The organism is Gracilibacillus sp. YIM 98692 (assembly GCF_010993965.1).
In the GTDB taxonomy this organism is placed as follows: domain Bacteria; phylum Bacillota; class Bacilli; order Bacillales; family Amphibacillaceae; genus Gracilibacillus.
Genome location: NZ_WIXM01000006.1, coordinates 103,985 through 115,419, shown reverse-complemented (window position 1 = coordinate 115,419; position 11,435 = coordinate 103,985). Strand labels below are relative to the sequence as shown.

Genomic DNA, 11,435 nt, shown 5'->3' with positions numbered 1-11,435 from the left:
TAGGAGGTTCATAATGACTAGCTTAACAGATTGGAGCTCTAGTTTTTTATATGCTTCATTTATCATATATTTAATAGCAACTGTTTTATTTGCTGCAACGATAAAAGATAAGAAAAGAGAAAAGCAATTTACTAAACTGCATGTATTGGCCTTATCAACAACGATAATAGGATTTATTTCACAACTTGGGTATTTTGTTACGAGATGGATAGCAAGTGGACATATTCCGGTAAGTAATATGTTTGAGTTTGTTACATTTTTCGGTATGATGCTGGTTTTGGCATTTATTATATTATATGCAATTTATCGTATTGAATTACTAGGTTTGTTTGCTTTACCCATTGCGTTGTTAGTGATTGCGTATGCAAGTATGTACCCTAGTGAACTTTCACCTTTAGTACCATCTTTAAAAAGTCACTGGCTTTATATACATGTCACGACGGTCGCATTAGGAGAAGCTATACTTGCTGTAAGCTTTGTTGCAGGTATTATTTATTTAATACGTCAAGTAGATCAATCGAAAAGTTCTGCAAAAACAAGATGGCTGGAGTTTATTATGTATTCATTGTTTGCCACTTTAGCTTTTATTGTAGTAACTACGCTATTTTCGGCCTTGGATTATTCCGTAACTTTTGAGCACCAGCCGAATGATGAAGTGATAAATTTAGAGTATCATTTACCTCCAATATTTGGACCGGCAGGTGGAGAGCAAGTCACGGAAAACAGAATGGGTGCACTTTTTGATACACCAACGTGGATGCATGGTGCAGAAGCGCCTAGAAAGTGGAATACACTTGTTTGGTCGTTGCTTGTCGGATTGATTTTTTATTGGATTGTTAGACTTATCCTTCGTAAACGGGTTGCTGCTTCCATTCAACCATTTGTGAATAAAGCGAATCCAGAATTGTTGGATGAAGTATGTTATCGATCTGTTGCTATTGGATTTCCTGTATTCTCCTTAGGTGGACTGATTTTTGCTTCTATTTGGGCGCAAGAAGCATGGAATCGATATTGGGGATGGGATCCGAAAGAAGTTTGGGCATTAATTACATTTTTCTTTTATGCTATTTTTCTTCATTTAAGACTTTCCAGAGGCTGGCATGGTGAAAAATCAGCGTGGTTAGCAGTAGTAGGTTTTGCTATTATTATGTTCAACCTTATCGTTGTAAACCTAGTTTTAGCTGGCTTACATTCCTATGCATAATCTACAGGACTTATTTGGATACGATAATTGATGGAGGTAATGCACATGCAAGATCATGAAGCAATGAAAATCCTAGTAGTTGATGATGAAGATCGTATACGACGTTTATTACGCATGTATTTAGAAAGGGAAGGTTTTGAGGTTGATGAAGCATCAGATGGGGAATTAGGTTTACAACAAGCGCTATTAAATGAATATGAACTGATTATATTAGATTTAATGATGCCTGGGAAAGATGGTATGGAGGTATGTAAGGAAATACGTACCAAAAAATCAACACCTATCATTATGCTTACAGCTAAAGGAGAAGAGGTAAGCAGAATTCATGGTTTTGAAGCAGGTACGGATGACTACATTGTCAAGCCATTTAGTCCACGTGAAGTTGTTTTAAGAGTAAAAGCATTGTTAAGAAGGGCCAATTCTAGTCAAGTGATGAATTCAACTAGTAAACCGAAAGATATTTTGGAATTTCCTCATTTAATAATTGATAATGATGCACACCGTGTTTTGGCAGATAATAAAGAAGTAGGATTAACACCGAAGGAATATGAATTATTATTATTCCTCGCTAAATCGCCTGATAAAGTTTTTGAAAGAGAAGCTTTATTAAAAGAAGTATGGAAGTATGAATTCTTTGGTGACTTACGTACAGTTGATACACATGTAAAGAGATTGAGAGAAAAATTAAGCAAAGTGTCCTCAAATGCTGCAAAAATGATTGTCACTGTTTGGGGAGTTGGCTATAAGTTTGAAGTAAATCACGAATAATAGATGGAGGTAACCAATGAAAAAAGCTTTTCAGTCTGTTACTTTAGGATTTCTTTTACTTTTATTTAGTACTGCTTGTACACAAGATTCACCTCAAACTGAAAATGATAACCCAATTTCTATTCTGATGGAAATTGCAATTAATAGTGAAGAAGAGTTATTAGTGAATGAAGAGTTACAAGTGGAGAAAAATTCCATTCTTTTGGATGTCTTAAAGAATCAATATGATGTGGAAGTTACAAATGACGGATTTATAACCAGTATAGAGGGGTATGAGCAGAATCCAGAGGAAAACTTATACTGGATGTATGAAGTAAATAATGAAATGCCCAATGTGGGAGCAAATGAGTATCAATTAGAAGATGATGACCATGTAATATTTGAACTACAAACGGTTAATTAATAATGCAAACGCGAAAATTAACGATTATATCTCTTATGGCTGCATTAGCAGTAGTTGGTCGGATCGCTTTTCAATGGATTCCAAATGTTCAGCCTGTTACTAGTCTGCTAATCATTTGTGGCGGTTATTTAGGTCCGATATATGCCGTATTATTAGCTGTTGTAACGACTTTTGTAAGCAATTTAGTATTGGGGTTAGGATTCTGGACAATATGGCAAACTTTGGCATGGGGGTTAATAGGTGTTTTATCTGGATGGATAGGCAAAATAAAGCACGAAAAAATTCGGTTTGCGATGTCGATAATTTTCGGCTTTATTAGTGCCTACTTATATGGTTTATTATTAACAGTCGGAACCTTCAGTTTTTCCGGCGCTTTTCTTCCTTATTATATGGCTGGATTACCATTCGACACCTTTCATGCCATAGGTAATGTCCTTTTTATGATCATTCTTTACCCGACGTGTACTTACATCTTTTCACTCTTTTATCACGACGAACAATCGTCCGTCCCCCCCTTCAAGACTTAGAGTAATGAAAAAGAATCGATGGGGGATAACGGGCGATAGCACCCTGATAAGTATAGCTAACCATCAGTGGGGATAAAGAAAACCACTGATGAAAGTAACACTTGATAAAAATACCACAGTTATACATACTGTGGTATTTTTATCACGGTGAACAATCGTCCGTAAGCCCCTTCAAGACTTAGAATAATGAAAAGAGGATAAGTGGGGATAACGGACGCTAGCACCCTGATAAGTAACGCTAACCATGAAGAAAACTCCTGCTGATGGAAGTTTCTCTTTATGATACATAAGGTGAAACTTTTATTTACTTTATACGACAAATAATACTGAAGGGGGTCTTGAAGTGAAGACCACTTTTGATCATTTATACGACAAATATCATCAGGATTTATATCATTTTATTTTTTATATGGTAAAAAATAAAGAGCAAACAGAAGATCTTTTACAAGATGTCTATATTCGGGTGCTGAAATCCTACGAATTCTTTAAAGGGGACAGTACAGAAAAAACGTGGCTGTTTTCCATAGCAAGACATGTAACGTTTGATCACTTTCGAAAGGTGAAAAGGAAACGCAATCGTTTTTTAGAGTTTTTTAACTGGGAGGATGAAGGGGAAAAATTAAAAGCAAATCAACCAATCCCAGAAGAGGTCGCTGTGTTAGATGATCAAATGCAACAAGTGTACCATTGTCTGGATAACTGTACCCCCAATCAAAAACAGGTTGTGATATTGCGATATTTGCAAGGCTTTAATATTAAAGAAACGGCAGAGGTTTTAAATTGGACGACAAGTAAAGTTAAAACAACCCAACATCGTGCCATTAAAGAGTTGCAAAAGTGTATGGATGTTTCCACACGGAAGGAGGATGGAAACGATGCCGAGAGATCCCAAAAAGAATAAGTCAGTAGAAGATATGTTACAGAAATTACCTAAAATAGAAGATAAACGATCTAAACATCATGTTTATCAACGTGTTCAAGAAGAGTTGCATCATCAAACAACTAAAAGGAAGAAATGGAAACTCTGGATACCAGCAGCTGCGACCGCTTGTTCTATAGTGCTTATTTTTCTAATTGTAAGAAGTATCGACTTTCAAACGAATGATATGGCTTCAGATGAAACAAGATCTGAAAATAGTAATGATGCTAATCATAATATGGCCATTCAGGAAAGTGAAAGGCAAGCAGATGATACAGCAGAAGAAGAGCAAGCAGAATTCTCTACTTTAGATCAAGATGATGAAATAAGATCAGAAACTTATCATTTAGAAGATGAGGGTCATCCTGAGCTTTTTGAAGTTTATACTGCATGGAAAATTAATAACGCACCATACTTTATCCCCATAACAATCATGGATCCAAGTGGCGGAGGCGAATTTGATTATTTCTTTCAAGATTTAAGAAGATTTATCGATATCGATGAAAATGGATTGCAAGATCCTCAGATAAGGTTGTTGGATTTTGATATTCGTTTAGCTGAATCTCATGTGAATATTCATATGGATAACCAAAATTATGGTACGGATAATCAATTGACAGCTCCAATGTATCAAAAAATAATATCCTTAATGTTTGCGCCGTATGGTATAGAACAGATCACGTTAAGCGGCCCCCATCCGTTTGTGGAAGCATTATCCGATAATAATGGTAATATGGAATTAGATGTTCAACTAATGCAGAATGTCGCTTATAAAATATATCAATATCAAGTTGATTCACCTACTTGGTTGGTGCCTATATCTTCTGAAAACCTGAACAGCTTGGAAGATGCATTAACAGAAATGAAAACACATGAGGAGGTATCCACTATTCAAGCAACCATTCCTTTAGATGCTGATTTAAATGTAGAAAGAGAAGGGGAGATGGTAAATATACACATTGACTCATCTAGTATTCAAGATAATCAGCAAACCATTAATATGGTAGAAGCAATTTTAATGTCTGCAAAAAGCTTTGGTTACGAACAAGTAGATTTTGAAATAGGTATACAACAGGCAGGGAAATACGACCTTTCTACGCCTGTAGAGATCCCAAAACAAATGAACCCAATCATATTACATTAAGCTTCTTTATGTCGCAGGGTATAGCTATTGTGCATTGAAATTTTTTTATTAAAGTAACTGCCCTTTGGAAAGCTGCCTGCATTAATGATAAATAAAGAGCGAACACCCGTGATACTGCAAGTGTTCGCTCATTTAACGTGGGCATTTAGATATTTTTACAGATTCTGTAGGACAGTTGTCTGTTGCATCTAAAACATCCTCTTCATCCCTTTTAGCTATTGGTTTTGTACCATTGTTGTTATCTACTTTGGAGTATGCTATTCCTTCTTCATCATAATCATATACATTGGGGCTTGTAGCACCGCAAACTCCACATGCAATGCATGTCTCTTGATCAATCCATGTATATAATGGCATCAAAACGCCTCTTTCTATAAATGGTTTTATATATATTTTATCAAATCAATGCGAAACACTACAACTGAATATAAAGAAAATAAGTATCTATTTTACTTTATTCTTGTTAAAATAAATGGTGTGATAGGAAAGGAAGATTATATGTTTACTTTCATACTATTAAATTGTATTTCTAAATTAAATGGAGAAAGAACCGTCTATAACATATATCATTTACTGACAGGAAAAAAGTCAACACAAACGATTCAGGACAGTTTTGCTTACCAATTAACGGAGTATTTTGGCATTTATCCTGCGTTAAAACGCAGTGATTTTCAAATAGAAGTAGATAAATTAGATCAGTTAGATTACATAGATTTTAATAAAAATGGATATGTACTAGTTACAAGTGAGGGAAACGAAATTCTAGCACACCATCAAAAAGACTTTTTACAGTACCATTTTCAGGGAATGGATCATAGTAAGGAAGTACTTATTTTTGCCAATTCCCTTATTCTTTTTATTCAGACTTGTACACACATAGCCGCCGATCAACGTTCTTTTATTCCTATCATAGACGAACAGGAAATACAGAAGCATGTTAAAAATATATGGCGAAACATTCCAGATGAACCGGCAACTCTATTAAACCAATTATATAAGGAACTATTAATGTTACTGGACAACTTTTCAACCTCACATATCCATATGTTTTTGGATAGATTAACATCTGTTCAAAAAATAGGGTCTACGTATGAGCAATTAGCACAACAATATCATTTATCTAAACATGACACCTATTGTGTGTTTATGAATATTGTTTATTTTATATATATGCAATTAAAAAAGGGAGCGAATTACCGGGTACTAAAGTTGTTAATGCCTCAAAGAGAAAAAGCGACGAGGTTAACGGCATCAGCTAAGAATACATTCTTGCTATTAAAAAAAGGCTATACCATCAATCAAATTGCTGTGATGCGTCAATTAAGGGTAAATACTATTCAAGATCATATCGTAGAAATAGCATATGTTGATAGAGAGGTGGATTGGTCTGTTTTTGTTTCTGAAATGACAAGGCAAAGTATTATCAACACAACCTCCAATCTGCAAACAAATAAATTAAAAGAGATAAAACAATCCTTACCTGAGGAAATTAGCTATTTTCAGATTAAATTGGCTTTAGCTTTAAAGTATCAATAGTAAGAAAGGAAATATATATAATGGCTACCAAAAATCTAGAAGCCGCATTACAACAATATTTTGGGTATACATCTTTTAGAGATGGACAAAAAGAAATCATTCAAAGTGTTTTAAATCAAAAGAATGTTTTTGCCGTGTTGCCAACAGGTTCTGGCAAATCTATTTGTTATCAATTACCTGCTATGATACAAAAAGGAACGGTCATTGTCGTTTCTCCACTCCTTTCTTTAATGGTAGATCAAGTGAAAAAGATGAAAGCATTGGGAATGAAGAATGTGATAGCCATTAATAGTATGCTTTCGATACATACAAAGAAAACCGTGCTGAAACGTTTAAACTCATACGATTTAATTTATGTATCTCCCGAAATGTTACAAAATCAATTATTAATAGAAAAGTTGTCTCAAGCAAATATTTCCTTATTCGTAGTAGATGAAGCTCACTGTATATCACAATGGGGCCATGAATTTAGGCCGGACTATTTACGTTTAAAAGAAGTTTATGAGAAATTACAACAGCCACCAGTTCTAGCTCTAACAGCAACAGCAACAAGAGAGGTACAAAAAGACATCATGGACACACTTGAGTTAAAAGAAGTATCTACTCATATTCACGCAATGGATAAACCTAATATAAGTTTTGTTGTAAACAAAGTAGTTCATATTGCTGAAAAAACAAGTGGTATAAGTGAATTACTACAACAATATCCAGTACCAACAATGATATATTTCTCAAGCAAGAAAGAAGCTGAAAGTGTTTGCTACGAATTACAACAAAAACTCTCATCCCTTCGGATAGCCTATTATCACGGTGACCTGGATACTGATGACAGGCTGCTTATTCAACAGCAATTTATGGCTAATCAATTAGATGTGATTTGCTGCACAAGTGCTTTTGGAATGGGAATTGATAAATCAGATGTTCGACTAGTGATCCATTACCATATGCCTACACAAATTGAATCCTTTATACAGGAAGTGGGACGCGCAGGAAGAGACGGTCAACCATGTATCAGTGTGCTTTATTATCAAGATTCTGACATTGTCATACCAAGAAGATTAATTGATTCAGAATTGCCAGACTTCTCGTTAATTAGATATGTGTTAAATTATTTATTTACACAAAGTATCATGGATGTAAAAGAATTAGAAACCTTTTTCCTGCAAGTATCAGATAACGCAGAGACGAAATGGCGTTTTCTACAATTTCAATTAGAAAAAATAGGCCTTATTCAACAACATATCTGCCAAACTTCTATGTTTGAACAAGAAGATGTTTTGAAAAGACTGGAAACCGTTATATATCAAAGAACGGTACTTAAAAAGAGAAAAATACAAGAAATGTTGCAATGGGTACAGACAAGTGGATGTAGACGAAAAGAGTTGTATAAGTATTTTCAACCTAATGTACGAACACCCATTCATATGTGCTGTGATCATTGTGACTTTGATTGGGCAGAAGTAGCATTGGAAAAACGTTTAAGAAAAGAACAAAAGTGGAATTGGAAAGATAAATTGGCTCACTTATTATTACAAGGTGAATGATATGAAAGATAATACATCAATTATTGATCTGTTTACAAGTCAGCAATTAAAGCAACAAGTCTGGATCTCACAATTTATTTTACTGGTTATTTCATGTATTTTGGGTTTTCTTTTTTTAAACTCATTTTCTGATCTCTATGTTTTTTTTCAATGGGATTGGAGAACCATCTTTCTATATGGTGGTTCTTCGGTGGTCCTTATTGTAATTTTAGATTTACTGTTTATGTATTATTTCCCTAGACGTTACTGGGATGATGGAGGGATTAATCATAAACTGTTTTCTGAAGGTTCTTATTTAGAAATTGTTTTTTTATGTTTATTTGTAGCTATAATAGAGGAAGTATTATTTCGTGGAATCATCCAATCGACTTTTGGCATATTTTTAGCAAGCATTGTTTTTGCTCTTATTCATTTTAGATATTTAAGAAAATTATGGTTATTTTTATCGATTTTAGTAATAAGTTTTGGGTTAGGTATACTATTTGAATGGACAAACAATTTATTCGTCGTCATTTTTGTACATTTTTTTAATAATGCAACATTAGCTATGTTAATTAGAACAGGGAGGATATGGAATGAAAGAAAAACAAGTATTACCTCTTGATCAAGATTTCGTATCCACGTCTGATACACAAATAAATAAAGGTAAGTTACCTCCTAGAAGTGCTGTTCATCAAAGAAAAAAGAATAAAAGGAAAATTTCTTTTCCTTTTATTCGCATACTTTTATTTCTATTTATATTGATGACGGTTTTAATAATGACATTTAAAATATGGGGTAAGGAATACTTAAACTCAGTTGGTATTACAAGTGCAGAACAAGAAACAATTGGTCAGCAAGTTAGGATCAAACAATCTTCAAACGTAACAGTTGGACAACAATCTATGTCTACTCTATATCATACAGTGAAAAAGGAGGATACGTTGTTTTCAATTGCAGAACAATATTATAGTGATCCTACAAAAGCGAACTGGATTGTGGAGGCAAATCAATTAGAAAATCGTACATTAGTTGTTGGAATGGAACTTATTATACCTGAAGATCAAAAACAAATGAATGAGACCTTTATGGATACAATAGAGTGATTCTTCATTTGAGGGCTTCCCTTTAAAAAACTTTTTTCTGCTCTCTCTCATCTTTTAATATTTCCACTGCTTCATGGAAGCGCTGGGAATGAACAATCTCTCGCTCCCGAAGGAATCGAAGGGAATCGTTTAAATAAGGATCGTCTGATAAATCAATAATCCATTGATAAGTTGCTCTTGCTTTTTCTTCTGCTGCAATGTCTTCATATAAATCAGCAATAGGATCTCCTTTGGCTTGGATATATGTTGCAGTCCATGGAGAACCAGCAGCATTATGATAGAATAGAGCATGATCATGATTAACAAAATGAGGTCCTAATCCAGCTTCTTCTAGTTGTTGCGGGGTAGCGTCTTTGGTTAATTTATAAATCATAGTAGCAATCATCTCTAAATGTGCAAACTCTTCTGTTCCAATATCATTTAATAGTCCTACTACTTTGTCAGGTATCGTATAGCGTTGATTTAAATACCTCAGAGCCGCTGATAATTCACCGTCGGCTCCGCCATACTGTTCAATCAAATATTTTGCTAACCTAGGATTACACGTACTGACCTTTACAGGATACTGTAACTTTTTTTCATAATACCACATAAAGTTTTCCCCTCCTTAGACTTGCCATGGCCATGGTGCATCTTTCCAATCGAATGGGTAGCTGGAATAGCTTTTACCAAACTGATCAAGTGGCCCAAAATGATGTTCAAATTGTTTTTTTAATTGCTTGCTTTGATAGGCAGCTTGATTAAATTGTTCGATTGCCTGCATGTCATCAGGATGTGTATCTAAATAAAGCGTAAGATCCACCAACACAAAATCGATTGCTTGAATCTGTTCAAGCAGTTGGTAATATGATTCAGGTAACTGCTTTTGCTTATCCATTACGCATCATCCCTTCGGTGAGGATAAGGGTCATATAGACATACCCATAAAGTTCCTTTATACAGGGCTTCTTTTGGTGAAGTGAATTGCTCGGATTGATAGCCTTGAAATGGTATATATAAATTTGGTGGAGTGGAATAGGTCTTCTTATAAATTGGTGGACAAGGATCAAACGGACTTACATAAGGATAGTATGTTTTAAACGGTGTATAGGTCATATCATTTTAACTCCTTTCATCCAAAATTAGCATCAGTGCATTTTATGGCGTGATAAGTTGTCCTATGTCACTTTTTTGTTCAGTTGGTAATACTAGTAAGATTGAGCAAGTTTTTCACATTTTGACTAGAAAAATGTTAATATGTACATGGTTAGGAACAAAGCATGTGTGAAAGCTAAATATACCTTATTTTCAATTTTAGCAAGGAGTGTCATAAATGGTTCAACAGGAAAAAGCGATTATAATTGGTGCGGGCCCCTGTGGAATGTCTGCTGCCATTCAATTACAAAATATTGGAATTGATCCACTTATTATAGAGAAAGGAAATATTGTACATTCGATTTATCAATACCCGACTCATCAAACTTTTTTCAGCTCAAGTGATAAATTAGAGATTGGAGACGTAGCTTTTGTAACAGAAAAACCAAAACCAGTCAGAAATCAAGCATTGTCTTACTATCGTACTGTGGCTAAAAAGAAGGATTTAAGAATTAACAGCTATGAGGAAGTGGTAGATGTTCATAAAGAAACAAACCATTTTGTCATGGAAACCATCAATCAACGTCAAATAAAGAAAAGTTATCAAGCTGATTATGTGATAGTAGCGACTGGCTATTACGGTCAGCCAAATATGATGGGAATAAATGGAGAAGAATTAGATAAAGTCTTTCATTATTTTAAAGAAGCACACCCTTTCTATAATAGAGATGTTGTCGTTATAGGTGGTAAAAATTCAGCTGTAGATGCAACATTAGAATTGGAAAGAGCAGGTGCTCGTGTAACCGTTCTTTATAGAGGGAGCGATTATTCATCTAGTGTAAAACCATGGATTTTGCCAGAATTTGAGTCGTTAGTTCGTCATCGAAAAATCAATATGATATTTAATGCTGAAGTAAAAGAGATTACCGAAACAGAAGTTATCTATGAGGTTGAACAAACAGAGCATTCCATTTCGAATGACTATGTTTTTGCCATGACTGGATATCAACCGAATCAATCATTTTTAAAGAAAATGGGTGTTACGATCGATAAAGAAACGGGTAGGCCTCACTTTGATAAAGACTCAATGGAAACAAACGTTTCTAATATTTATATTGCTGGTGTTATCGCAGCTGGTTATGATAATAATGAAATATTTATAGAAAATGGAAGGTTTCATGGACGTTATATCGCGGACTCGATAAAAGAAAAAGAATCTGTTGCAATATAA

The 11,435-nt window shown here is 34.5% G+C and carries 15 protein-coding genes; 11 read left to right on the top strand and 4 right to left on the bottom strand.

Going from position 1 to position 11,435, the window contains the following annotated elements:
* Positions 1–13 precede the first annotated feature (13 nt).
* The 6 genes from ccsB to GHD00_RS08280 all read left to right on the top strand — a co-directional run bounded on the left by ccsB (position 14) and on the right by GHD00_RS08280 (position 4,965).
* Positions 14–1,204, top strand: a complete 1,191-nt coding sequence (ccsB, locus tag GHD00_RS08305; RefSeq protein ID WP_163537686.1) for a c-type cytochrome biogenesis protein CcsB — start codon at positions 14–16, stop codon at positions 1,202–1,204.
* Between the two features lie 45 nt (positions 1,205–1,249).
* Positions 1,250–1,972 carry a response regulator transcription factor gene (locus GHD00_RS08300; protein ID WP_163537685.1) on the top strand — a complete coding sequence of 241 codons (723 nt, stop codon included), beginning with the start codon at positions 1,250–1,252 and terminating at the stop codon, positions 1,970–1,972.
* A gap of 16 nt (positions 1,973–1,988) precedes the next feature.
* Complete coding sequence (locus GHD00_RS08295; RefSeq protein ID WP_205600732.1) at positions 1,989–2,375, top strand: DUF4430 domain-containing protein; 387 nt, start codon at positions 1,989–1,991, stop codon at positions 2,373–2,375.
* Positions 2,376–2,377: 2 nt separating this feature from the next.
* The gene (locus GHD00_RS08290) at positions 2,378–2,902 is read left to right on the top strand and encodes an ECF transporter S component (protein WP_163537684.1); all 525 of its coding nucleotides are present in this window, start codon (positions 2,378–2,380) and stop codon (positions 2,900–2,902) included.
* 343 nt (positions 2,903–3,245) lie between these two features.
* Positions 3,246–3,803 (top strand): RNA polymerase sigma factor SigX, encoded by a 558-nt coding sequence (locus GHD00_RS08285; protein WP_163537683.1) that lies wholly within the window; start codon positions 3,246–3,248, stop codon positions 3,801–3,803.
* Positions 3,778–4,965 (top strand): hypothetical protein, encoded by a 1,188-nt coding sequence (locus GHD00_RS08280; protein WP_163537682.1) that lies wholly within the window; start codon positions 3,778–3,780, stop codon positions 4,963–4,965. Before GHD00_RS08285 ends, GHD00_RS08280 begins: the two co-directional genes overlap by 26 nt.
* 132 nt (positions 4,966–5,097) lie before the next feature.
* Here the strand turns inward: GHD00_RS08280 and GHD00_RS08275 are convergent, their stop codons facing one another.
* Positions 5,098–5,322 carry a ferredoxin gene (locus tag GHD00_RS08275; RefSeq protein ID WP_163537681.1) on the bottom strand — a complete coding sequence of 75 codons (225 nt, stop codon included), beginning with the start codon at positions 5,320–5,322 and terminating at the stop codon, positions 5,098–5,100.
* A 141-nt stretch (positions 5,323–5,463) separates the two neighbouring features.
* Between GHD00_RS08275 and GHD00_RS08270 the strand changes: the two genes are divergently transcribed.
* From GHD00_RS08270 to GHD00_RS08255, 4 genes are read left to right on the top strand one after another with little or no spacing between them, the layout of a single operon-like run.
* Positions 5,464–6,501 (top strand): YpbB family protein, encoded by a 1,038-nt coding sequence (locus tag GHD00_RS08270; RefSeq protein WP_163537680.1) that lies wholly within the window; start codon positions 5,464–5,466, stop codon positions 6,499–6,501.
* 20 nt (positions 6,502–6,521) lie between these two features.
* Entirely contained in the window at positions 6,522–8,045 is a 1,524-nt protein-coding gene (locus GHD00_RS08265) for a RecQ family ATP-dependent DNA helicase (RefSeq protein ID WP_163537679.1), read from the top strand.
* A gap of 1 nt (position 8,046) precedes the next feature.
* Complete coding sequence (locus tag GHD00_RS08260) at positions 8,047–8,649, top strand: CPBP family intramembrane glutamic endopeptidase (protein ID WP_163537678.1); 603 nt, start codon at positions 8,047–8,049, stop codon at positions 8,647–8,649.
* Positions 8,621–9,130 carry a LysM peptidoglycan-binding domain-containing protein gene (locus GHD00_RS08255; protein WP_163537677.1) on the top strand — a complete coding sequence of 170 codons (510 nt, stop codon included), beginning with the start codon at positions 8,621–8,623 and terminating at the stop codon, positions 9,128–9,130. The genes GHD00_RS08260 and GHD00_RS08255 overlap by 29 nt, the downstream gene beginning before the upstream one ends.
* A gap of 22 nt (positions 9,131–9,152) precedes the next feature.
* On the opposite strand, the gene GHD00_RS08250 is transcribed toward GHD00_RS08255, so the two are convergent.
* From GHD00_RS08250 to GHD00_RS08240, 3 genes are read right to left on the bottom strand one after another with little or no spacing between them, the layout of a single operon-like run.
* A complete protein-coding gene (locus GHD00_RS08250) occupies positions 9,153–9,722 on the bottom strand; it encodes a manganese catalase family protein (RefSeq protein ID WP_163537676.1) in 570 nt (189 codons plus the stop codon).
* A 15-nt stretch (positions 9,723–9,737) separates the two neighbouring features.
* A complete protein-coding gene (locus tag GHD00_RS08245; protein WP_163537675.1) occupies positions 9,738–10,007 on the bottom strand; it encodes a spore coat protein CotJB in 270 nt (89 codons plus the stop codon).
* The gene (locus tag GHD00_RS08240; protein WP_163537674.1) at positions 10,007–10,225 is read right to left on the bottom strand and encodes a spore coat associated protein CotJA; all 219 of its coding nucleotides are present in this window, start codon (positions 10,223–10,225) and stop codon (positions 10,007–10,009) included. The genes GHD00_RS08245 and GHD00_RS08240 overlap by 1 nt, the downstream gene beginning before the upstream one ends.
* 217 nt (positions 10,226–10,442) lie before the next feature.
* Here GHD00_RS08240 and GHD00_RS08235 point away from each other — a divergent pair, with 217 nt between their 5' ends.
* Positions 10,443–11,435, top strand: a complete 993-nt coding sequence (locus tag GHD00_RS08235) for a YpdA family putative bacillithiol disulfide reductase (protein ID WP_163537673.1) — start codon at positions 10,443–10,445, stop codon at positions 11,433–11,435.

Excerpts from the sequence above, each read along its gene's own strand:
- ccsB (WP_163537686.1), top strand. The coding sequence starts at position 14 with ATGACTAGCTTAACAGATTGGAGCTCTAGTTTTTTATATGCTTCATTT.
- GHD00_RS08240 (WP_163537674.1), bottom strand. The coding sequence starts at position 10,225 with ATGACCTATACACCGTTTAAAACATACTATCCTTATGTAAGTCCGTTT.
- GHD00_RS08245 (WP_163537675.1), bottom strand. The coding sequence starts at position 10,007 with ATGGATAAGCAAAAGCAGTTACCTGAATCATATTACCAACTGCTTGAA.
- GHD00_RS08255 (WP_163537677.1), top strand. The coding sequence starts at position 8,621 with ATGAAAGAAAAACAAGTATTACCTCTTGATCAAGATTTCGTATCCACG.
- GHD00_RS08270 (WP_163537680.1), top strand. The coding sequence starts at position 5,464 with ATGTTTACTTTCATACTATTAAATTGTATTTCTAAATTAAATGGAGAA.
- GHD00_RS08290 (WP_163537684.1), top strand. The coding sequence starts at position 2,378 with ATGCAAACGCGAAAATTAACGATTATATCTCTTATGGCTGCATTAGCA.
- GHD00_RS08275 (WP_163537681.1), bottom strand. The coding sequence starts at position 5,322 with ATGCCATTATATACATGGATTGATCAAGAGACATGCATTGCATGTGGA.
- GHD00_RS08260 (WP_163537678.1), top strand. The coding sequence starts at position 8,047 with ATGAAAGATAATACATCAATTATTGATCTGTTTACAAGTCAGCAATTA.
- GHD00_RS08295 (WP_205600732.1), top strand. The coding sequence starts at position 1,989 with ATGAAAAAAGCTTTTCAGTCTGTTACTTTAGGATTTCTTTTACTTTTA.
- GHD00_RS08300 (WP_163537685.1), top strand. The coding sequence starts at position 1,250 with ATGCAAGATCATGAAGCAATGAAAATCCTAGTAGTTGATGATGAAGAT.
- GHD00_RS08250 (WP_163537676.1), bottom strand. The coding sequence starts at position 9,722 with ATGTGGTATTATGAAAAAAAGTTACAGTATCCTGTAAAGGTCAGTACG.
- GHD00_RS08280 (WP_163537682.1), top strand. The coding sequence starts at position 3,778 with ATGCCGAGAGATCCCAAAAAGAATAAGTCAGTAGAAGATATGTTACAG.
- GHD00_RS08235 (WP_163537673.1), top strand. The coding sequence starts at position 10,443 with ATGGTTCAACAGGAAAAAGCGATTATAATTGGTGCGGGCCCCTGTGGA.
- GHD00_RS08265 (WP_163537679.1), top strand. The coding sequence starts at position 6,522 with ATGGCTACCAAAAATCTAGAAGCCGCATTACAACAATATTTTGGGTAT.